The organism is Streptomyces sp. NPDC041108, assembly GCF_055592645.1.
Map to the genome: position 1 here is coordinate 48063 of NZ_JBVIYK010000017.1, position 20650 is coordinate 68712.

A 20650-nucleotide genomic window follows, 5' to 3' on the forward strand; every position below is an offset into this window, starting at 1 on the left:
GCACGGCAGATGACGGTTGCGCGCCGCCGACGGTCGGAGGTCTGTCACGGCGATACGGGGGCACACGGACGTCACCCGTACGAAAGGAACCGCTCCATGCTGGGTATAGCCGCGGCAGTACTGTTCTTCATCGCCTTCCTGATCAACGCAGCCGAGATCTCGACGAACGACGTGTTCTCCTCCACGAACGTCATGCTCCTCGGCCTGATGCTCCTGGCCCTGCATGTCGCGGGCATCGGGACTGGCTGGTCCGGCCGCAGACGCTGACGGAGTGTGAGCCCCGGGGTGGGTGCGGACGTGACGGCGTCTCGCACCCACCCCGACGCCTGTCCTGCCAGGTGGTGCGGGCGTCCATGGCCAGGGCTGAGGGCGCCGAGCTTTCACGGGTGCCGGCCGGTGATTCCGTGAGCGATGGGGGTACACGGGCGGCATGCCACCGACAAACGATCACCTCCTGCCCTCGCGGGCCGTGCGACAGCTGCGCCGGATCCGCGCGTTCTACGCGATGGCCGCATCCGTGTGGGCGGCCTTGGCCGCCTGGGAGGGATGGCAGCATCCCGGCAGTCGGCAAATGTGGGTGTCGGCGCTCCTTCTCGTGGTCTTCACCGGGCTGTTGTCCGTGACGTCCCTGTGGTTGTGGCGTCATCAGGCCGCTGTCACCGCCGTCGCGGGCGGGCCCACGCGCCGTGGCGCCCCGGGGAGGATCGCTCCCGCGCGGGGAGCCGCCTGAGTCCCGGTACGCCCCTGCCGGGGTGGGGGAGTGGCACGTTCGCTCCGTGCCGCCTCCCGTCAGCCGACGAAGGCGCGATCAAGGAGCCGTGACCCCCTTCCACGGCTCGCCGGTGCGCTCGGCCCATGCCTCGGCCGCCTCCGGACGACCGGTGAGCAACAGGGGATGGGCCGCGATCGGTTGGGAGGAGCACCTCGGCAAGCGGCGGACGAGGCAACTGCGCGAAGCCCTGCTGCTGAGGGAGATCACGGACCCGTGGAGTCAGGGTCCGCCGTCGTGCGGGCCTCAGAATGGTGCGATGGATCATCGCTTCGTCGGCATCCCGGAATTGACCGGCGTTCCCCGCGTCGCGGTCGTCATCGACGTCATGCGCGCCTTCACCGTGGCCGCCTGGGCCTTCTCGCGCGGCGTCGAGAAGATCGTCCTGGCATCGACCGAGAGCGAGGCGCTCGCGCTGAAGCAACGCCACCCGGGCTGGCTGGCGTTGAAGGACGGGGCGCCGGCTGCGGGCTTCGATGCGGTGAACTCGCCCGGCCTGCTCAGGACCTGCGACTTCGCCGGCCGGACGCTGGTGCAGAAGACGACGGCGGGAACCGTGGGCGCGCTGGCCGTCGCGGACGCACCGCTGGTCCTGTGCGCGAGCTTCGTCGTGGCGGGCCCGACCGCGCGGTTCCTGAGGGACAGGGACGCGGGTCCGGTGACGTTCGTCGTCACCGGCGAGGACGGTCGGGCCGACGAGGACCTGGCCTGTGCCGAATACATCGGCCGGCGGACGGCCGGAGGCGACGTCGTACCGGATCCCTATCTCCGCCGCGCGAGGAACTCCCGTGCGGCGGCCGACCTCGCCGCCGGTCTGCGCAGCGGCTGGCACCCGGACGATGTCGATCTCTGCCTGGACATCGACCGGTTCTCCTTCGCGATGGTGGCCGGCCGGGAGGAGCGCCTCACGGTGATCCGACCCGTCGAGGTGCCGCCCCTCCCGTAACACCCGCTGAATCGAGGGGACTTGGCACTCCCCAGGCAGACAGGATCGGGCCTGGCGATGCGCACCGTCACGGTCACGGCAGCCGGTACACGGCCTCGCCCGGGTCCGGCCTGACGACGACCCCGTCCTCGGCCAGGGCGCGCAGATGCGTGCGGGCCGCCTTCTCCGCCGCCTCCCGGTCCTTCGGCTCATGTCCGGCGACCCGCAGAGCCAGCACGGCGCGCCGTGTGTCCCACACGCCCCCCAGCGCCTGAATCACCGCGGCGAGTGCCTGCTTGTGCGTCAGCGGCGTATCGGTCATCGCATCCTCCCCATTCGGAATCGGCCACAGCATGGCACGGCGAAGGGGCCGCGGTGGACGCCCGGTCGCCCGGACCGGTCCGCGTCTCGGTAACAGCTGTTACCATGCTGCCATGGCGAAGAAACAACTGGGCGCGCGCGTGGACGAGGATGTGGCGGACCTCGCGAAGCGGCGTGCCGCCGACCTGGGGCTGAGCATCGGCGACTATCTGGCCCGGCTGGTGCAGGAGGACGCCAGTGGCCTGCGCGCCCGTGGGGTGGAGGCCGCTGCCCGCTTCCTGGCCGAACACCAGGCCGTCTTCGACGAGGCCGAGGAAGCGGAACGGACACCTCGGGGAGCGCGCGCCGCCTGATGGACCTGCACATCGACGTTCCCTGGATCCTGCAGGTGGCCGAGGCCGCCGGGGCGAACGATCCGGCGCCCGACGACTACGGCGTCCCCATCTCGGCGGTCGCCCGCCACCGTGCCGAGCTGTTCGAGCAGCCCGTCTACGACGGCCGCTACGCCAAGGCCGCCGCCCTGGTCCACACCCTCGGCCGGTGCCGCTGGCTGGAGCGGTCCAACATGGCGGTCGCCGCCGCCACCGGCGTCATGTACCTCGAAGCGTCAGGGATATCCGTCAAGCCCGCGCGCGAGGACGCCGTCGCCCTCAAGGACCTGCTCCTCGACCCCACCTGTACGGCCGGCAAGATCGCCGCCCTGCTGCGGACCTGGCCCACGGCCACCTGAGACGGCGCGGTCGTCGTGCCGCCGGCTGACGGCACGGGGGCTGCCGCTGACGCCTGAGCGTCCGCGTGGTCGTACGGCCGGGAACAGCCGACGGACCCCCGCGGTTCGGCGGGGGTCCGTCGAGGGGGCGTGGTTCGTCAGTGCCGGAAGACGTCCTTCGTCTTCTCCTTGGCCTGGCGGGCGTCGCCCTTCGCCTGGCCGCCGCGCCCCTCGGTCTCCATCTGCTCGTTGCCCAGGGCGCGGCCCGCCGCCTCCTTGGCCTTGCCCTTGATCGTTTCCTTCTTCGCCTTGGCCTTCTGCTCTCGTGCCACCGTTCATCACTCCCTGACAGGTCTGACCTCGGTGTCACTACGGCAAGTAGCCCTCAGCCCGGCAGTCAAACGCCCCGGGGGGGACCCTTCGGCTCGACGCGGCCTGTCCTGTGCCCGCCCCCGCCGACGTAGCTCCCGCCCGCCAGGCCCGGCGGCCCACGCCATGGGCCCCCCATGGCGGCGCTCCTGATCCGCCGCGCCCACGACCGGCGGGCGCCGGGCGAGCGCCCTGCCCGGCCGTGCCCGCCGCCGGCGCGCGTCCGGAATCCGCAAGGGTTCAGGCCCGCCGGAGGAAAGGCGGCACCGGTCCTGTCGCAGTTCACACCATCGCCGACATCGCACACCGGTGGGGGTTCTCCCAGCCGGGCCCATGTCGCCCGGATCTTCCGCTCCCGGTTCGCTCTCACCCCGAGCGAGGCCGCGCGGAGGCGACGATGCCGACGACCGCCGGCAGCCCGCGGCGCCCTCCGGCGTCCCGGCCGCCCTCTCGCGCTCGGCGTCTGGTGTCTCGCTCGGCACCTCGCGCCCGTACGGTCCGTGTCACTCGCCCGCGGTGTCCTCGGCCTCCCAGCGCAGCAGGTCGCCCGGCTGGCAGTCGAGCACCTCGCACAGCGCGGCGAGCGTCGCGAAGCGGACCGCCTTGGCGCGGCCGTTCTTGAGCACCGCCAGGTTGGCCGGTGTGATCCCCACGCGATCCGCCAGTTCTCCCACGGACATCTTCCGCCTGGCCAGCATCACGTCGATGTCGACGGTGATGGGCATCAGATCACCTCGTCCAACTCGGCCTGCATCCGCGTCGCCGCGACATCGCGCGCGACGGCCTGGGTGAGCAGCATCCGCAGGACGAGCACGAGCAGCGCGACCCCGAGGATGGCCACGCCGATACCGGCCATGATGACGGTGACGCCGGGGTCCTCCCGCTGCCCCGGTGCGTTGAGGGCCGTGACCGCGAACCACAGGAGCGAGGCGGCCACGATCGCGCCGATCACGGCGTCCACGTACCGGAAGGCGGCGTGGGAGAACACGGTTCCGCGCCGCACCATCGTCACCAGCCGCCAGACGCAGACCAGGACGACCTGGGCGGCCACCATGCCCAGGATCGTGATCACGCGCAGCGGGGTCAGCGGGAGCGATCCGTCCTCCGGGTCGTTGCCGCTGACCAGCGTCCACACCATCGACATCTGTACGAAGACGGTGCCGACGAGCACCACCCCGAGCACGGCGCGCAGCGCACCCACGGTCAGCTTTCCCATGACCTGTCCCTCCATCGAGTTGCGATGGGAATCTATCGAATCTCGATAGGTTGGGCAAGGGTGGGAAGGGAGGATCCGGGGGATGCCACCACCGTCAGGGCGCGGTGACGCGGGCGTCGACCCGTCGCATCCGGTCCCGCTCGCAGACACACGACCTCGACGGCGTTCCCGGCGGCGTTCGTCGTGGAGGGCGCGGCCCGGCCCGACTCGCCCTCTCGACGTTCCCGCCCGCGGCCCTGGCGCGGTGCTCAGCGTCCCCGCACCGGTCACGGGAACGGCGACCTGCCGACGGGCCGGCTAGCGGAGGGTGTCGAGCGTGCGGATGACGTCCTCGGCGTCGGTGTCCGGATTGACGAAGGCCAGGCGCAGCACCGTGGCGCCGTTCCACAGTGTCGGCACGCACAGGATGGTGCCCGCTTCGGCGGCGCGGGCGGACCAGGTCGCGTAGTCGCTCGGAGTCCAGCCCGGCCGGTCGAAGAGAACGACGGACAGCTCGGGCTCGATGAGCAGCCGCAGGTGGTCGGCGGCGCGTATCGCGTCGGCGACCAGGCGGCTGGTGGTGAGCGTCCGTTCCACGGCGTGCGTGTACCGGTCGGTTCCGTGGACGGCCAGGCTGAACCAGAACGGCAGACCACGGGCACGGCGACTCAGATGCAGGGCCAGGTCCGCCGGGTTGTGGACGTCGCGGTCGATGGCGTCCAGGTAGCTCGCCGACTGCCGGTGCGCGGCGCGTGCCGGGGCCGGGTCCCGGTAGAGCAGTGCGCAGCAGTCGTAGGGCGCGAAGAGCCACTTGTGCGGATCGACGATGAAGCTGTCGGCCCGCTCGATGCCGGCGTAGAGATGCCGCACGCTGGGCGCCGCCAGGCCGGCTCCTCCGTAGGCGCCGTCCACATGTAGCCACACCTGGTGGCGTTCGCAGGCGTCGGCGATGCCGTCGAGGTCGTCGATCAGGCCGGCGTTGGTGGTTCCGGCGGTCGCCACGACGGCGAAGACGCCGGTGGTGGACTCCAGGACCGCGTTCACGGCGGACCCGGTGAGACGGCCCCGCCGGTCCACGGGCGCGGTGACGAGGTCCACGTCCATCGCGCGGGCGGCGGAGGCGACGGAGGAGTGGGCGCTGTCGGCGCACACGATCTTCCAGCCGTCGGCCGGCCGGCCCCGCGAGGCGTCGGCGGCGGCGCGGGCCGTGATGAGGGCGGAGAGATTGCCCAGGGTGCCGCCGCTGACGAAGCATCCTGCCGCGGTGCCGGGCCATCCGAGGAGCTGGGTGAGCCAGTGCAACGCCTCGTTCTCGGCGTGGATGGCGCCGGCTCCGGACTCCCAGGTTCCCGCGAAGATGTTCGCCGCTCCGGTGACCGCCTCGAAGGCGAGCGCGGCCCGCGTGGGTGCCGCCGGGATGTACGCGAGGTTCGTCGGCCCGTTCTGGGCGCGGGTGGCGGGCGACAGGACCTGGTCGAACAGTCTGAGCACCGCGGATCCGCCCATGCCCCGGGAGGTGATGGCCGGGCCGGCCGCGACGGCGAGGTCCCTGGCGGGGCGGGCGCTCGCCACCTGATCGGGAGCCTGCATGATGCGCCGCCAGGCGTAGCCCATGGCGGTCGCCACGACCTCGTCCTCATCGCCCCACAGCCGGTGGCCGGCCAGGGACGCCGCATGGGTCGGGCTGCTTTCACTCTGAGCTTTTTGCATGGCGAGAACCTAGGAAGGGCACTCGAAATGCGCAATATGCGAGATGAAGATTGAGCAGAATGCTCAATGTGATGCGAAGGCGACATGCGAACATGGGCATCATGCGACATGTCGACACCCTCGATGCCCTGGACGCCCGGATCCTCCTGGCGCTCGACGCGGATCCCCGGGCCACGACGCTGGCCCTGGCCGACCGGCTCGGTCTGGCCCGTAACACCGTGCACGCCCGTCTGAAACGGCTGGAGGAGAGCGGCCTGCTCAAGGAGCCCAGCCGCCGCGTGGATCCCGCGGCTCTCGGCTATCCGTTGCTGGCGCTGATCACGATGTCGATCAGTCAGCGCGTGGGGGCGCCCACCAGCGAGGCGATCCTGCGCATCCCCGAGGTGGTCGAGCTGCTCGTCACCACCGGTGACGGCGACCTCCTCGCCCGGGTCGTCGCGCGCGACACCGAGGATCTGCACCGCATCACGAACCTGCTGCTCGAAGCGCCCGGAGTCGTCCGCTCGAACACCACCATCGTCCTGCTGGAGGTACAGCCGTTCGGCGTCCGTTCCCTGTTGCAGCGACACGCCGGTCACTGACCCCGCACGAGGCGACCTCGACTCCGCCGTGCGGCCACGCCGGGCCGTGGACGACCGGGAGGGCGATGCTCCCGCGCCCCGGGGCGGCAGCAGCCCACCCGTGGCCGCTGTGGTCCCCTCCATGGCCGCAGCGGTCAGTTCCCGGCCGCCCGGCGCTGCGTAGGTTCCCACTCCAGAAGCAACGGAGAAGGGAGCGGACCGGTGAGTGACCACCAGGACGACACATGCGTGATCGGTGCGGGACCCGCGGGACTGGCGGTCGCGAGGGCGCTGGCCGAGCGGGACCTGCCGTACACCCACATCGAGCGCCACACAGGACCCGGCGGGCTCTGGGACATCGACAATCCGGGCAGCCCGATGTACGAGTCGGCCCACTTCATCTCCAGCAAGACCCTGTCCGGCTTCGGCGGCTTTCCGATGCCGGACCACTTCGCCGACTACCCGCCGCACCGGCAGATCCTGTCCTACCTGACGTCGTTCGCCGAGGCCTACGGACTCGGTGACCGGATCGAGTTCGGCACCGAGGTCCGTAGCGTCGACAAGACCCCGGACGGCGGCTGGACCGTCACCCGGGCCGACGGCCGGACCAGTACGCACCGGCAGGTCGTCGTGTGCACGGGGGCGCAGTGGCACCCCAACGTCCCCGAGCTGCCCGGCGACTTCAGCGGCGAGGTCCGGCACACGGTCACCTACCGCAGCAGCGCCGAACTGCGGGGCAAGCGGGTGCTGGTGGTCGGCGCGGGGAACTCCGGGCTGGACATCGCCTGCGACGCGGCGCGCTCCGCCGACCACGCGGCGATCAGCATGCGCCGCGGTTACTGGTTCATCCCCAAGCACCTGTTCGGCCGGCCGGTGGACACCATCGCCGCGGGTGGACCCCATCTGCCGATGTGGCTGCAGCAGAAGCTGTTCGGCGGCCTGTTGCGGCTCCTCAACGGCGACCCGCACAGGCTCGGTCTGCAGAGGCCGGACCACAAGCTGTTCGAGACCCACCCGGCCCTCAACTCGCTGCTGATCCACCACCTCCAGCACGGCGACATCACGGCCCGGCCCGGCATCGCGCGCACCGAGGGCCGCACGGTCCGCTTCACGGACGGCACCAGCGACGAGTTCGACCTGATCCTGCTGGCCACGGGATACGTCCACCGGGTCCCGGTCGCGCAGACGTACTTCGGCGACGAGCAGCACCCCGACCTCTACCTGTCGTCCTTCTCCCGCGAGCACGAGGGCCTGTTCGGCGTCGGCTTCGTGGAGACCAATTCCGGGGCCTACCAGCTCTTCGACAGCCAGGCCCAGCTCATCGCCTCCTTCGTCCGGGACGCCCGGGCCGGACTGCCGACCGCCGAACGGTTCGCCCGCAGGATCCGCGACGACCGGCCGGACCTGTCCGGCGGACTGCGGTTCGTCGACTCGCCCCGCCACACCGGCTACGTCCACAGCGAGGCCTTCGTGAAGTACCTCGGCAAGGTGGCCGGGGACATGGGCTGGCGCACCGCGGGCCGCCCGCCCCGCGCCGCCTCCGCCCGGCAGGAAGCGGTGGCGTCATGACCTACGACTTCCACGACAAGGTCATCCTCGTGACGGGCGGCGCCGGCGGCATCGGCAGCGCCCTGTGCCACCGCTTCGCGGCGGGCGGCGCGAGCCTCCTCGTCGTCGACATCGACCGGGCGCGGGCCGAGCGCACCGCCGCCGAACTGCCCGGGAGCGGCCATGCCGGGCTGGGCTGCGACCTGCTGGACGCCACCGCCGTACGGCGACTGCTCGACGGTGTCGCGGCCACCCACGGCCGGGTCGACGTCCTCGTGAACAACCTGGGCATGACCAGCGCCGAACGGTTCGACGTGCGCAGTGTCGAGAGCATCGAGCGGGAGATCGATGTCAACCTGGTCGCCCCGCTGGTCACGACCCGGCTCGCCGTCCCGCTGCTGCGGGCGTCCGCCGACCCCCGGGTGGTCACGACCGTCTCCCTGGGCGGGATCTTCCCGCTGGGCGAGACACCGATCTACACCGCCTCCAAGTTCGGGCTGCGCGGCGCGATGCTCGCCATCGGGCTGGACCTGCGGGGCAAGGGCATCCAGGCCGGTTCGGTGCTCCCGTCGGCGACCGACACGCGGATGCTCAGGCAGGAGGCCGTCGACGGCGGGAACTCCATGCAGTTCCAGGACGCGCCCCAGCAGCCCGCCGACGTCGTCAGGGCCGTCGTGAGCCTGCTGGACAAGCCCCGCCTGGAGTCCTACGTCAGGACGGGCGAGTCCCGGCTGGTGCGGTTCGCGATGCTGGCGCCGAACCTGCTGCCCAGACTCTTCCCGCTGTTCCGCAAGCGGGGAGAGCGGGGCATGGCCCGCTATCTGCAGGACCTGCGCCGCAGAGGGCTGGCCCGCCAGGTCGCCGGCGGCCGCTGGGAACTGGTGGAGGAAGCATGAGCGGCCCGTGGACCACCGGCGTCGAGGCCGGCCTCGACATCGTCAATCCCACGACAGGCGAACGGATCACGACCCTGCCGGCGGCCGGCGAGCAGGACGTCGTGCTGGCGGCCGAGCGGGCACACGAGTCGTTCGGGAGCGGCGTCTGGTCCGGCCGGTCCCCCCGGGAGCGGGCCGCCGTCCTCCTGCGCCTGGCCGACCTCATGGAGCGCGACGCCGAGACCCTGGCCCGCCTGGACTGCGAGGACGCGGGCAAACCCCTCACCGAGTGCCGCACGGGCGACGTGCCTTCGGCGATCGAGTCGATCCGCTGGTTCGCCGAGGCCGCCGACAAGGTCTTCGGCCGCGTCGCTCCCACCGGCCCCGCGAGCCTGGGCCTGGTGAGCCGGGAACCGGTCGGCGTGGCCGCCGCGATCCTGCCCTGGAACTATCCGCTGGCCATGGCCGCCTGGAAGGTCGGCCCCGCGCTCGCCGCGGGCAACTCCCTGCTGCTCAAGCCCGCCGAGGCCACCCCTCGCTCCACCCTGCGCCTGGCCGCCCTGGCGGCCGAGGCCGGCCTGCCCGACGACGTGCTCACCGTGCTGCCCGGCCACGGCTCCGTCACCGGCAGAGCGCTCGCCCGCAACCCGCTGGTGCGCGCACTGTCGTTCACCGGATCCACCGCCACCGGGCGCCGCGTCCTGGCCGATGCGGCGGAGACCAACTTCAAGCGCGTCTCCCTGGAGATGGGCGGCAAGAGCCCCCAGATCCTCCTGCCCGACGCGCTCGACTACGGCGACGAACTGATCGACCACATGATCGAGGCCGCGTTCCTGACCATGGGGCAGAACTGCACCGCCGGCTCCCGCGTCCTGGTGCACCACAGCATCGCCGAGGAGGTGCTGGACCGGTTCACCGCCGCCGCGCGGAGCCTCACCGTCGGCGACCCCGCCGACGCCCGCACCCGGGTGGGGCCGCTCATCAGCCGGGCCGCCCTCGACCGGGTCACGGCGGCGGTGGACGCGGCCCGCTCCGCCGGAGCCCGCATCCACACCGGCGGTCTGCCGCACGGTCTGCCGCCGCACGGCGCGTACTACCCGCCCACGGTGGTCAGCCGGGCCCCGGCGGGCAGTGCCGTCCTCACCGAGGAACTGTTCGGGCCCGTGGTCACCGTCCAGACCTTCACCACCGAGGACGAGGCGGTGGGGCTCGCCAACGCCACCGAATACGGACTCGCGGCCTCGGTGTGGACCCGCGACCTCGACGCCGCGTTCCGGCTCGCGCGGCGGATCGAGGCCGGGGTGGTCTCCGTCAACGCCTACAGCGAAGGCGACATCACCACGCCTTTCGGCGGCTGGAAACAGTCCGGGTTCGGTGGCGCGGAGAAATCCACCGACGCGTTCGCACAGTGGACCAGGGAGAAGACCGTCTGGATCCGCACACGGTGACCGGGCCCGAGCGCTACCACTGCGACGCCGCGCGCAGCCGGGCCGGGGGCACTCCGTGCCAGCGGTGCACCGCCCGCCGCAGAGCGCGCACGTCGGAGAACCCGGCACGCCGGGCGACGTCCCGCAAGGTGAGTTCGGGGCGGCGCAGCAACTGCTCCACCCGCTCCCGGCGCACCCCGTCGACGACCGCCTCGTACGTCGTGCCGCACTCGGCCAGCCGACGGCGCAGCGTGCGCTCACTGGAGGCGTGCCGTCGGGCCTGCTCGACGAAGGACGGCACGTCGGGCAGGCTCTGCGCGATGGAGATCTCCAGCACCTCCAGCAGGTCCTGCTGATCGCGCCGGGCCGCCACCTGCTCTCCCAGGAGTTCCACGACGGCGGTGTAGGTGGCCCGGTCGCGGCCCGGCATCGGCCGCGCGGCCCATACTGTGGGGAACACCAGGCGGTTCCCCACGGCGCCGAACCGCAGCGGACAGCGGAACAGCTCGGTGAACGGACCGGTGTCGGGCGGGGCGGGGAAGGCGAACTCCACACTCCGCGGCGCGAATTCCGCCCCGGAACTCAGCCGCGTGAGGGCGACGACACTGGCGAAGGCCTCTTCGGCCAGGAAGACCGCGACGGGCGGATCGAGGGCGGGATCGGGCAGTTCGGCCCGCAGCACATAGCCGGCCTCCTCCGCCTCGGCCGACCAGACCACCATCGCCCCGGACAGGTTCTGGAACCGCACACCGGTCTCGATGGCGTCCCGCAGCGTGTCGGCGGCCATCTGCGCGAACCCCAGCAACCCCCAGGAGGTCAGATGCTGCGCGGCGCCCACGCGCAGCCCCAGATGAGCGTCACCGGTGAGTTCGAGCGCACGCCGGATGACGGCACTGCCCTGCCGGTAGGAGACGCGCAGCGCCGCCGACCGCATCATCTCCTCGTCCAGCCCGACCCGGGTCAGCTCGGGCCGCAGATCGACCCCGTATCCGTCGGTGACCGGGGTGAGGCAGCGCAGGATGTTCGGCGGAATGGTCGCGGAGGTACTGCGGCTGGTTCCCGGTGACTGCGCCGGGGCGGGGCTGGGAGACATGGCGTTCCTTGGGACCGGGTGTCGCGCGCTGGGCACACAGCTGAGCACACAGTAGAAAGGTTCTCTCCCGATGCCACGCGGGCGGGGCACGGCCCCCACCCGAGCCGTGAAAACTTGGGCGCCCGGGCCGCTCCCCGTCTAGGGTTTTGATCATGTTCAAGTCAGGGGTGGGTTTTCTCGCGCTGTTCGGGCTCGGTTGGTGGCTGCTGGGGGCGAGCGCGTTCGCGGGGGTGGTGCGGCCGGTTCTGATCGCCGCCGGCTGTGTCGTCGCGGTGGGGCTGATGCTCGCCGCACGGCGTTTCCTTCCGGCGTCGGCAGGGGGGCCGTTCCCCGCCGGCCGGCGTCGGCGGTTCAACCAGATCAACGGGCTGCAGTGGCTGCTGATCATCGCCATCGTCGCGGTCTGCCGTCAGTTCGGGGCGCCGGTGCTCGTTCCCCCGCTGGTCGCCGTGGTCGTCGGGCTCCACTTCCTGCCGTTGGCGGTGGTGTTCGCGCAGCCCCGACTGCGCGTACCGGCGGCCCTGTTGGTCGCCTCCGGGGCCGCGGGCGCGACCGTCTGGCTCGTGGACGGTCCGGACGAGACCGTGCGGCTCGTGGTGGGCATCGCCTCCGCGCTCTCCCTGTGGGCCACGGCCGCCTGGACCGTCGCGGGGACGGCATCCGCCACCGAACAGGAGGCGGAACAGCTGGAGTCCGGCGGGGCCTGAGGGCTCGTCGTCCTGCCGGCACCGCAGTCCCGTGGTCTCGGGCCGCTGTGGGTACGAGCCGCCGAGCAGCGGATCGGGCGCCGTCACCTGCGCAGGGCCGAACTCGCCGTGGAGGAGAACGACTTGCGGGCTCGCGCCGCCGACGAGCGCCTGGGGCACGTCGTGTGCGAGCGCCGGCCCGACGCCGGGGACGAAGAGGGTCCTCGCGGGTCGACACGGCAGGCGTCCGAGATGGCTCCCTCAGCTCATCTGCCGAACGGAGGGAGCCTCGCGCTGATGGGCTCCCGGGAACCGACCTCCGCGTACCGGCGAGGTTACTCCTCCCCCGGGGGAGGGCGGCGCAGATACGAGTGACCGGGAGATGCGAGCAAGCTGGGTTTGCGGGTAAGAGTGGTGTTGTCGTCCGTGCCCCGTCCCGACGGCAGCCGTTCGGACGGGGACCGAAGCCGCCAGGGGAGCGTGACAGCGATGGATGTCCCGCACAGCAGCCGTCCCGAGCCGGCTGAAGTGCGCCATCCGCAGGAGCCGGATGATCCCGCCACCAGGATCAGCGACCTGCAGCGGGACAACGACCACCTGCAAACGGCCATCACGTCACATGCCGTGATCGATCAGGCGATCGGGGTGATCATCGCGCTCGGTGGACTGCGTCCGCAGCAGGGTTTCGACGTTCTCAGGGACGTCTCCCAGCACACCAACATCAAACTGCGTGAGATCGCCGGTCTCGTCGTCGACTGGGCGCTCACCCGGAAACTGTCCGACGAGGTCCACAAAGCGCTCGACGCGGCGCTGACCAGGGCCCAGTCCGCCGCGGCGCACGCGGACCAGAGGGACGCGACCGCCGACGGAAGCGGTGAGCGGACGACCGACGAGGGCCCGCCCGCTTCCTGACTCCGAGGGTGTCGATCCCGGCGGGAGGAGCGTGGTCGCGCAGGCACGGCCCGCACCGGCGGGATCTCGCACCGCGTGGGTGAGGGCGGGGGCCGTCACGTTCCCCGTCCTCACGCCTTCCACGCTACGCCGTGCACGGTCGCCTCCGCCTCCGCGGCCCCCACCACGCCGGGCCGCTCGAAGCGTCACCGTCGCCCACGGCGGCCCCCCGCAGTCCGTCTCGCGGGGGCATCCGGTACCCGCCGGTACAAAGACGGTTTGCCGTCTCGACCGGCGGTCCGCGGCGATGTGTCGTCGAATTCGCCGAAGGCTTGAGCGTTTGTCGCTGTGTCTCCACCATTTCCCTGTCACAGGTGCCCGGAGGCACGATCCCGGGCCTCACCACCGCGGAAGCGAGTCGAGCATGGTGCGTGTCCGTTCCTCCCTGGCGGAGCTGCCCTCCTACGTCCCGGGCCGCAAACTGCCCGGGGCGGTCGTGCTGGCCAGCAACGAGACCCCGTACGGACTGCTGCCGGGCGTCGCCGGAAGGCTCGCCGAACTGGCGGGCGGTGTGTCGCGCTATCCCGACCTGAGTGCCACCCGCCTCGTGCAGGCCGTCGCCGACCACCACGGGGTCGACCCCGAGCGGATCGCGGTCGGCGCAGGCTCCTCGGAGGTCTGCGGCCAGCTGCTGCACGCGGTGCTCGGCGCGGGCGACGAGGCCGTCTTCGGCTGGCGGTCCTTCGAGGCGTACCCGATCCTCACGGCCGTGGCCGGCGGTACGGCCGTGAAGGTGCCGCTGCGCGACCACACACTCGACCTCGACGCCATGGCGGCGGCGATCACCTCCCGGACGCGGCTGGTCTTCGTCTGCAACCCCAACAACCCCACCTCCACCGCGGTCGGTGAGCGGGCGCTGCGCGACTTCGTCGACCGAGTGCCCGGGGACGTCCTGGTGGTCGTCGACGAGGCGTACCGGGAGTATGCCGACCCCGCGCTGGTGCCCGACGCCCTGGCACTCTTCGGCGACCGTCCCAACGTCGTGGTGCTGCGCACCTTCTCCAAGGCCTACGGCCTGGCGGGCCTGCGCGCCGGTTACTGTGTCGCGCCGGCGGAGATCGCGGCCCATGTGCGCAAGACCCAGGTGCCGTTCAGCGTCAGCGCTCTCGCGCAGGAAGCCGCCGTCGTCGCCCTCGGTGAGCGTGCCGAGGTCGCCCGTCGCGCCGCGCTGACCGCCGCCGAGCGGGGGCGGGTGACCGGCCGGTTGCGCGACCTCGGCTTCGAAGTCCCAGATTCCCAGGCCAACTTCGTGTGGCTGCCGCTCGCCGACGACAGCGCCGACTTCGCCCTGCACTGTCTGGACGGGCGGGTCGTGGTCCGCCCGTTCCCGGGGGAGGGCGTCCGCGTGACGATCGGGCTGCCGGAGGAGAACGACACGCTCCTCGCCCTCGCCGCGGCGTGGAGAGGCTGACGGCCGTGGGCCCCACCGCCTACGAGCGGCATCGGGCGCTGCTCCACGACGTCGTACGCGCCATGGCGGCCGGTGAGTGCCGTCTGCCCTTCACCGCGGCGACCGGACAGGACGCCGCCGACGCGGGCATGCGATCGACCCGGACGGCCGCGAAGGTCTTCGCCTCCTTGCTGGGACGGCCCTTCGACCTCGACCAGCCGGGCGAACTGGGCCGGGTGGCCACCGAGTTCTCCCCCTACGGGATCGCCATGGGCATCGGCTATCCGCGCTGCGATCCCGCGGCCCTGGTGGCGGCCGCCTCGCGGGCGACCGCCGGCTGGCGCGCCGCGGGTCCGGCCGAACGCGCCGGTCTGGCCGTGGAGATACTGCGCCGGCTCAACACCCGCAGCCACGAACTGGCCCTCGCGGTGCACCACACCACCGGTCAGCCACCGGGGGCCGCGTTCCGGGCCGCCGGGCCGCGTGCCCAGGACCGCGCGCTGGAGGCGGTGGCCCAGGCCTTCGCCGAGTCGGAGCGGGTTCCAGCAGACCTGCGCTGGGAGAGCGTGCGGGGGCGGCGGGGACGGCCGCTGGCGATGCGGGGCACCTGCACGCTGGTGCCCCGGGGGGTGTCCCTGCTGATCGGCTGCGCCGACTATCCGCTCTGGAACGGTTACCCGGGCCTCTTCGCCAGCCTGGTGACCGGCAATCCCGTGATCGTGGCCCCGCATCCGAGGGCCGTGCTGCCGCTGGCGATCACCGTGCGCGTCGCCCGGCAGGTGCTGGCGGAAGCCGGTCATTCCCCGGACATCGTGACACTCGCGGTGGCCCCGCCGGAGGAACGGCTGCACCGGCGGCTGGCCACGGACCCGGCCGTACGCATCGTCGACTTCACCGGGTCGGCGCGGTTCGCCGACTGGCTGGAGCAGTACGCCCGCCAGGCCGTCGTGTTCGCGCAGCGGACCGGCCTGAACACGGTCATCGTCGACTCCACCGACGACTACCGCTCCCTCGTGCGCGGGCTCGCGTCCTCCCTGTGCCGGTGCAACGGCAGGCTCCGCACCACTCCGCAGAACCTCCTGGCGCCGGCGGCAGGCATCGCGACCGACGAGGGACCCAAGAGTCTGCGGGACCTCGGAGCCGACCTCGGCGAGGCGGTGGACCGGCTGCTCGGGCACCCCGCGCGGGTCGCGAGGCTGGTCGGAGCGATCACCGACGACACGGTGGCGGCGGAGGTGGAGCGGGCCGCACGGTACGGCACGGTGGTCCACGCCGCGCAGGCGCTGCGTCACCCCGACCATCCGCATGCCGACGTCCGCAGCCCGCTGCTCGTCCGGCTGCAGGCGCGGGACGAACGGGTCTACGGCCGGGAGTGGCCGGGGCCGGTGGCCTTCCTGGTGGGCACCGACTCGACCGCGCACAGCCTGGAGGTGTTCCGCCGCACCGTGGGCCGTCACGGCGCGCTGTACGCGGCGGTGCACTCGACCGATCCGCTGGTGCTGGCGGTCGCCGAGTCGGCGGCGCTGGACGCCGGAGCGCATCTGGTGCAGAACCTCGCGGACGACCTCCCCGCCGACCCCTCCTCGGCCGGTTCGGACCTCCCGGCCGGGGGCGCCCATTTCGTCACCGGGCGGTTCCGGGTCGTGCGCTCCCGGCGGCACGTGGCCGCGGCGGCGTGACCGGCGCGGTCAGGTGCCCCAGTCGGCCCCGCGCCCCCGCACCTCGTCGAAGACCAGCCAGGTGCGGGTCGACCGCACTCCCGCGATCGCCTGGATGTTCTCCAGCACGATCCGGCGCAGCAGCGCGTTGTCGGGCGTGCGGACGAGGGCGAGGACGTCGAAGTCCCCGGTGACGAGGGCGACATGCTCGATGTAGGGGATCTCGCGCAGCTCGCGTGCGATGTCCCGCCACGCGTTCTGCTCGATCGACATCGTGACGTACGCGCTGGTGCCGAGCCCCGCCCGCTGCGGGTTCAGCTGGGCGGTGAAGCCGGTGACGACCTCGTCCGCCAGCAGCCTGCCGATACGCGTGTAGGCGTTGGCACGGGAGATGTGCACCTGGTCGGCGAGGGCCCGGACCGACACTCGGCCGTCCTTCAGGAGCCGGGCCAGGATCTGCCGGTCGACGGCGTCGAGCGGGACGGGGGCGGCAGTTCGTCCGGTCTCCTGGACCGGCGCGGGGAATTCCTCGGACACATTGCTCTCCTGGAACGCTGGATCCGGCATTTCATCGCCGGTTCCGCCGAAGTATTGAACACATATTCCGCAGTAGCGACCATTCTCCCGTCAAGTGTCCAGAGAAAGCGAGCGCCCTCCATGTCCGTGAAGAGCCTCCGACAGACGGTCCAGGGTCTCCTGCCGTCGCTCACCCCGGTGCGGTTCGTGGCCGAGGACGGCACGCCGGTGGCCAGGCCGCCGGCCGCGTACGCGGAGCCCCCGGTCGAGGCCTTGCGCGAGGCCCACCGGCGGATGGTGCTGGGGCGCCGGTTCGACACCCAGGCGACCGCGCTCACCAAGCAGGGGCGGCTCGCGGTCTACCCCTCCAGCCGGGGGCAGGAGGCCTGCCAGGTCGGCGCCGCGCTCGCGCTGCGCCCGGACGACTGGCTCTTCCCGACCTACCGGGACTCCGTCGCCCTGGTCACCCGCGGCATCGACCCCGTCGAGGTGCTGACCCTGCTGCGCGGCGACTGGCACTGCGGCTACGACCCTGCCGCCACCCGCACCGCGCCCCAGTGCACCCCGCTGGCCACCCAGGTCCTGCACGCCACCGGCATGGCGGAGTCCCTACGCCGCAAGGGCGGGGACGGCGTGGCCATGGCCCTGATCGGCGACGGCGCCACCAGCGAGGGCGACTTCCACGAGGCGCTGAACTTCGCGGCGGTCTTCCGCGCACCGGTCGTCTTCTTCGTCCAGAACAACAAGTACGCGATCTCCGTCCCGCTGGCCCGGCAGACCGCCGCGCCCGCCCTCGCCTACAAGGGCGTCGGCCACGGGATGCGCTCCGAACAGGTCGACGGCAACGACCCGGTCGCCGTCCTGGCCGTGCTGACCGCGGCCGTCGAGCACGCCCGCGCCGGCCACGGACCCTTCCTCGTCGAGGCACACACCTATCGCATGGACGCCCACACCAACGCCGACGACGCCACCCGCTACCGGGACGCCGACGAGGTCGAGCGGTGGCGTGCGGCCGACCCGATCGGCCGGCTGGAGACCTATCTGCGGGCGCGCGGCGCGCTCACCGACCGGGACGTCGTGGCGGTGGGGGAGGAGGCGGAGGCACTGGCCGCGGAGCTGCGCGCCGGGATGAACGCCGAGACCGTCACCGATCCGCTGGAGCTGTTCGACCACGTCTACGCCGAGCCGACCCCGCAGCTGTGCGAACAGCGCGCCCTGCTGGCCGCCGAACTGGCCCAGAGTGCCGAGACGGCCGAGCACGCCGAGCTCTCGGAAATCGCCACGTCGCCCGCCCAGGAGGACTGACCACCATGACCAAAGTGACGATGGCGCAGGCGCTGAACACCGCACTGCGCGACGCGCTGAGCGAGGACGAGCGGGTGCTCGTCTTCGGTGAGGACGTCGGCCCGCTCGGCGGTGTCTTCCGGATCACCGACGGGCTGACCCGTGACTTCGGCGAGGAGCGCTGCTTCGACACCCCGCTGGCCGAGGCGGGCATCGTGGGCCTGGCCGTCGGCATGGCGATGGGCGGCTTCCGGCCCGTCGTCGAGATGCAGTTCGACGCCTTCGCCTACCCGGCGTTCGAACAGATCGCCTCGCACGTCGCCAAGCTGCGCAACCGCACCCGGGGACGGCTCACCCTGCCGATGGTCATCCGCATCCCCTACGCGGGCGGCATCGGCGGAGTCGAACACCACTGCGACTCCAGCGAGGCGTACTACGCGCACACCCCCGGGCTCAAGGTCGTCACCCCGGCGACGGCCGAGGACGCGTACTGGCTGCTGCGGGACGCCGTCGCCGACCCCGACCCGGTGGTCTTCCTGGAGCCGAAGAAGCTGTACTGGTCGAAGGAGGAGGCCGACCTCCGGCGCCGCGACGCCCTGCCCTTCGGCCGGGCGGCGATCCGGCGGGAGGGCCGCGACGCCACGCTCGTCGCCTACGGTCCGTCCGTCCCGGTCGCCCTGGCCGCGGCCGAGGCGGCGGCCGCCGAGGGCATCGACCTGGAGGTCGTCGACCTGCGCACCCTCGTCCCCTTCGACGACGAGACGGTCACGGCCTCCGTACGCCGCACCGGGCGCTGCCTGGTCGTCCAGGAGGCCCAGGGCTTCGCCGGTGTCGGAGCGGAGATCGCCGCACGTGTGCAGGAACGCTGCTTCCACTCCCTTGCCGCGCCCGTCCTGCGGGTGACCGGCTTCGACATCCCCTACCCGCCGCCCAAGCTGGAGCACGCCCATCTGCCCGGCGTCGACCGGATCCTCGACGCCGTCGACCGCCTCCAGTTCGCCGACGACCCGGACGTCCGGCACCTGCCGAAGGGAGCGGCCGCATGACCACCGCCACACACACCGAACAGCTGTTCAGGCTCCCTGACCTCGGCGAGGGCCTCACCGACGCCGAGATCGTCGAGTGGAAGGTCGCCGTCGGCGACACCGTGACGATCGACCAGATCGTGGTCGAGGTCGAGACCGCCAAGGCGGCGGTGGAGGTACCGGTCCCGTACGCGGGCAGGGTGCTGCGCCTGCACGCGGAGGCGGGCACGCCCCTGGCGGTGGGGGAGCCGCTGATCACGGTGGGCGCGCCGGCCTCCGGTGGGAACGGCGGCCCGGGTCGGGACGGCCGGCCCGCCTCCGGACCCGCCGGGGAAACCGCCTGGCCCGGCCCGGCGAACGGGGCGGGGGAGCGGGGCGCGACGGCTGCCGGTCGGCCGGACACCAGGGAGGAGGGGGCCCGAGCGGACGCGGGCCGGCCCGACACCGCGGCTGAGCGGTACCGGGAGGAGGAGCAGGCGGGCTCCGGCAACGTCCTGATCGGCTACGGCACCGGCCACGGCCCGGCCCCACGCCGCCGCCGCGTGCGCCCGGGCCCGTCGTCGGCCGCCGGCGCCACAGCCACCGAGGCGCCTCTGGCCGCGGGTGCCGGGCTGCCCGGGGACGGCGACACGGCCGTCGATCGCCCGACGTCCCCGGCCCTTCCGACGCGGGAAGGGGCGCCTGCGCCGGCCGACGGTGCCGCGCGGCGGGCCGCGCCCCGCGCCATCTCGCCCCTCGTCCGCAGGATGGCCCGGGACCACGGGATCGACCTCGTGGATCTGACGCCATCCGGCCCCGCCGGGATCGTGCTGCGCCGAGACGTGGAGCAAGCCGTCGAACTGGCCCGGCAGGCCGCGCCGCGCTCCACGCCCGCACCGGCCCCCGAACCCCAGGAGAACCCCGCACCGGCGGGGCCCGAACGCATCCCCCTGCGCGGGCTGCGCCGTGCGGTCGCCGACAAGCTCTCCCGCAGTCGTACCGAGATCCCCGACGCCACCACCTGGGTCGACGTGGACGCCACCGGACTGCTGCGGGCGAAGAGAGAACTGGGCGCGGCGCGACCGGGCGGTGCCATCGGGCTGCTTGCCCTGCTGGCCCGTGTCTGTGTCGCCGGACTGGCCCGCTACCCGGAGCTGAACTCCACCGTCGACACCGAGCGTCGCGAGATCGTCCGCTACGACGAGGTGCATCTGGGCTTCGCCGCCCAGACCGACCGCGGCCTGATGGTGCCCGTCGTCCGCGACGCCCACCGCCTGACCACGGTCCAACTGGCAGCGGAACTGGCCAGGTTGACCGAACTCGCCCGAGGAGGCAACCTCCCGCCGGCGGCGCTGACCGGAGGGACGTTCACCCTCAACAACTACGGGGTGTTCGGCGTCGACGGATCGACACCCATCATCAACCACCCCGAGGCGGCCCTCCTCGGTGTGGGCCGCATCGTCGACAAGCCGTGGGTCGTGGACGGAGAGCTGACCGTCCGCAAGGTCACCCAGCTGTCGCTCAGCTTCGACCACCGCGTGTGCGACGGCGGCGTGGCCGGCGGCTTCCTGCGCTACGTCGCCGACTGCGTGGAACGCCCGGAGATCCTGCTCGCCGACGTCTGACGGGCCTCCCTTCCCCTTCCTCCCTCCCTCTGCCA

The 20650-nt window shown here is 72.5% G+C and carries 23 protein-coding genes; 16 read left to right on the plus strand and 7 right to left on the minus strand.

What is annotated here, in order from left to right; all coding sequences use genetic code 11:
• Positions 1-96 precede the first annotated feature (96 nt).
• The 3 genes from ACZ6BB_RS34280 (at position 97) to ACZ6BB_RS34290 (ending at position 1715) form a co-directional block, all read left to right on the plus strand.
• Positions 97-267 carry a hypothetical protein gene (locus tag ACZ6BB_RS34280; protein WP_471619019.1) on the plus strand — a complete coding sequence of 57 codons (171 nt, stop codon included), beginning with the start codon at positions 97-99 and terminating at the stop codon, positions 265-267.
• 163 nt (positions 268-430) lie between these two features.
• A complete protein-coding gene (locus tag ACZ6BB_RS34285; protein WP_471619020.1) occupies positions 431-730 on the plus strand; it encodes a hypothetical protein in 300 nt (99 codons plus the stop codon).
• A 298-nt stretch (positions 731-1028) separates the two neighbouring features.
• The gene (locus tag ACZ6BB_RS34290) at positions 1029-1715 is read left to right on the plus strand and encodes a 2-phosphosulfolactate phosphatase (protein WP_471619021.1); all 687 of its coding nucleotides are present in this window, start codon (positions 1029-1031) and stop codon (positions 1713-1715) included.
• Between the two features lie 73 nt (positions 1716-1788).
• On the opposite strand, the gene ACZ6BB_RS34295 is transcribed toward ACZ6BB_RS34290, so the two are convergent.
• On the minus strand, positions 1789-2016 hold the full coding sequence (locus ACZ6BB_RS34295; RefSeq protein WP_471619022.1) for a hypothetical protein: 228 nt from the start codon (positions 2014-2016) through the stop codon (positions 1789-1791).
• A 112-nt stretch (positions 2017-2128) separates the two neighbouring features.
• Between ACZ6BB_RS34295 and ACZ6BB_RS34300 the strand changes: the two genes are divergently transcribed.
• Entirely contained in the window at positions 2129-2368 is a 240-nt protein-coding gene (locus ACZ6BB_RS34300; protein WP_319363624.1) for a hypothetical protein, read from the plus strand.
• Complete coding sequence (locus tag ACZ6BB_RS34305; RefSeq protein ID WP_471619023.1) at positions 2368-2745, plus strand: fic family toxin-antitoxin system, toxin component; 378 nt, start codon at positions 2368-2370, stop codon at positions 2743-2745. The genes ACZ6BB_RS34300 and ACZ6BB_RS34305 overlap by 1 nt, the downstream gene beginning before the upstream one ends.
• 137 nt (positions 2746-2882) lie before the next feature.
• Here the strand turns inward: ACZ6BB_RS34305 and ACZ6BB_RS34310 are convergent, their stop codons facing one another.
• The 4 genes from ACZ6BB_RS34310 to ACZ6BB_RS34325 all read right to left on the minus strand — a co-directional run bounded on the left by ACZ6BB_RS34310 (position 2883) and on the right by ACZ6BB_RS34325 (position 5998).
• Positions 2883-3056, minus strand: coding sequence for a CsbD family protein (locus ACZ6BB_RS34310; protein WP_383881431.1), 174 nt, complete (start codon positions 3054-3056; stop codon positions 2883-2885).
• Between the two features lie 540 nt (positions 3057-3596).
• A complete protein-coding gene (locus ACZ6BB_RS34315; protein ID WP_471619024.1) occupies positions 3597-3818 on the minus strand; it encodes a helix-turn-helix domain-containing protein in 222 nt (73 codons plus the stop codon).
• Positions 3818-4309, minus strand: coding sequence for a DUF2975 domain-containing protein (locus tag ACZ6BB_RS34320; RefSeq protein ID WP_471619025.1), 492 nt, complete (start codon positions 4307-4309; stop codon positions 3818-3820). Before ACZ6BB_RS34320 ends, ACZ6BB_RS34315 begins: the two co-directional genes overlap by 1 nt.
• Before the next feature lie 297 nt (positions 4310-4606).
• Complete coding sequence (locus ACZ6BB_RS34325; RefSeq protein ID WP_471619026.1) at positions 4607-5998, minus strand: pyridoxal phosphate-dependent decarboxylase family protein; 1392 nt, start codon at positions 5996-5998, stop codon at positions 4607-4609.
• A 101-nt stretch (positions 5999-6099) separates the two neighbouring features.
• Between ACZ6BB_RS34325 and ACZ6BB_RS34330 the strand changes: the two genes are divergently transcribed.
• From ACZ6BB_RS34330 to ACZ6BB_RS34345, 4 genes are all read left to right on the plus strand, one after another.
• A complete protein-coding gene (locus ACZ6BB_RS34330; RefSeq protein WP_471619027.1) occupies positions 6100-6579 on the plus strand; it encodes an Lrp/AsnC family transcriptional regulator in 480 nt (159 codons plus the stop codon).
• Between the two features lie 201 nt (positions 6580-6780).
• On the plus strand, positions 6781-8127 hold the full coding sequence (locus ACZ6BB_RS34335; protein ID WP_471619028.1) for a flavin-containing monooxygenase: 1347 nt from the start codon (positions 6781-6783) through the stop codon (positions 8125-8127).
• Positions 8124-9002, plus strand: a complete 879-nt coding sequence (locus tag ACZ6BB_RS34340; protein WP_471619029.1) for an SDR family NAD(P)-dependent oxidoreductase — start codon at positions 8124-8126, stop codon at positions 9000-9002. The genes ACZ6BB_RS34335 and ACZ6BB_RS34340 overlap by 4 nt, the downstream gene beginning before the upstream one ends.
• Positions 8999-10429: an aldehyde dehydrogenase family protein gene (locus ACZ6BB_RS34345; protein WP_471619030.1), complete on the plus strand. Its 1431-nt coding sequence runs from the start codon at positions 8999-9001 to the stop codon at positions 10427-10429. Before ACZ6BB_RS34340 ends, ACZ6BB_RS34345 begins: the two co-directional genes overlap by 4 nt.
• A 13-nt stretch (positions 10430-10442) precedes the next feature.
• Here the strand turns inward: ACZ6BB_RS34345 and ACZ6BB_RS34350 are convergent, their stop codons facing one another.
• Positions 10443-11501 carry an AraC family transcriptional regulator gene (locus ACZ6BB_RS34350; RefSeq protein WP_471619031.1) on the minus strand — a complete coding sequence of 353 codons (1059 nt, stop codon included), beginning with the start codon at positions 11499-11501 and terminating at the stop codon, positions 10443-10445.
• 152 nt (positions 11502-11653) lie between these two features.
• On the opposite strand from ACZ6BB_RS34350, the gene ACZ6BB_RS34355 reads away from it, so the two are divergent.
• The 4 genes from ACZ6BB_RS34355 (at position 11654) to ACZ6BB_RS34370 (ending at position 16207) form a co-directional block, all read left to right on the plus strand.
• The gene (locus ACZ6BB_RS34355) at positions 11654-12208 is read left to right on the plus strand and encodes a hypothetical protein (protein ID WP_471619032.1); all 555 of its coding nucleotides are present in this window, start codon (positions 11654-11656) and stop codon (positions 12206-12208) included.
• A 468-nt stretch (positions 12209-12676) separates the two neighbouring features.
• Entirely contained in the window at positions 12677-13099 is a 423-nt protein-coding gene (locus ACZ6BB_RS34360; RefSeq protein WP_471619033.1) for an ANTAR domain-containing protein, read from the plus strand.
• Positions 13100-13502: 403 nt separating this feature from the next.
• On the plus strand, positions 13503-14549 hold the full coding sequence (gene hisC / locus ACZ6BB_RS34365) for a histidinol-phosphate transaminase (RefSeq protein ID WP_471619034.1): 1047 nt from the start codon (positions 13503-13505) through the stop codon (positions 14547-14549).
• The gene (locus ACZ6BB_RS34370) at positions 14537-16207 is read left to right on the plus strand and encodes an aldehyde dehydrogenase family protein (RefSeq protein WP_471619035.1); all 1671 of its coding nucleotides are present in this window, start codon (positions 14537-14539) and stop codon (positions 16205-16207) included. Before hisC ends, ACZ6BB_RS34370 begins: the two co-directional genes overlap by 13 nt.
• Before the next feature lie 9 nt (positions 16208-16216).
• Here the strand turns inward: ACZ6BB_RS34370 and ACZ6BB_RS34375 are convergent, their stop codons facing one another.
• A complete protein-coding gene (locus ACZ6BB_RS34375) occupies positions 16217-16723 on the minus strand; it encodes an Lrp/AsnC family transcriptional regulator (protein ID WP_471619036.1) in 507 nt (168 codons plus the stop codon).
• A gap of 120 nt (positions 16724-16843) precedes the next feature.
• On the opposite strand from ACZ6BB_RS34375, the gene pdhA reads away from it, so the two are divergent.
• From pdhA to ACZ6BB_RS34390, 3 genes are read left to right on the plus strand one after another with little or no spacing between them, the layout of a single operon-like run.
• Positions 16844-18007: a pyruvate dehydrogenase (acetyl-transferring) E1 component subunit alpha gene (gene pdhA / locus ACZ6BB_RS34380; protein WP_471619037.1), complete on the plus strand. Its 1164-nt coding sequence runs from the start codon at positions 16844-16846 to the stop codon at positions 18005-18007.
• Between the two features lie 5 nt (positions 18008-18012).
• On the plus strand, positions 18013-19032 hold the full coding sequence (locus ACZ6BB_RS34385; protein WP_471619038.1) for an alpha-ketoacid dehydrogenase subunit beta: 1020 nt from the start codon (positions 18013-18015) through the stop codon (positions 19030-19032).
• Complete coding sequence (locus ACZ6BB_RS34390) at positions 19029-20615, plus strand: dihydrolipoamide acetyltransferase family protein (protein ID WP_471619039.1); 1587 nt, start codon at positions 19029-19031, stop codon at positions 20613-20615. The genes ACZ6BB_RS34385 and ACZ6BB_RS34390 overlap by 4 nt, the downstream gene beginning before the upstream one ends.
• Positions 20616-20650: the final 35 nt, after the last annotated feature.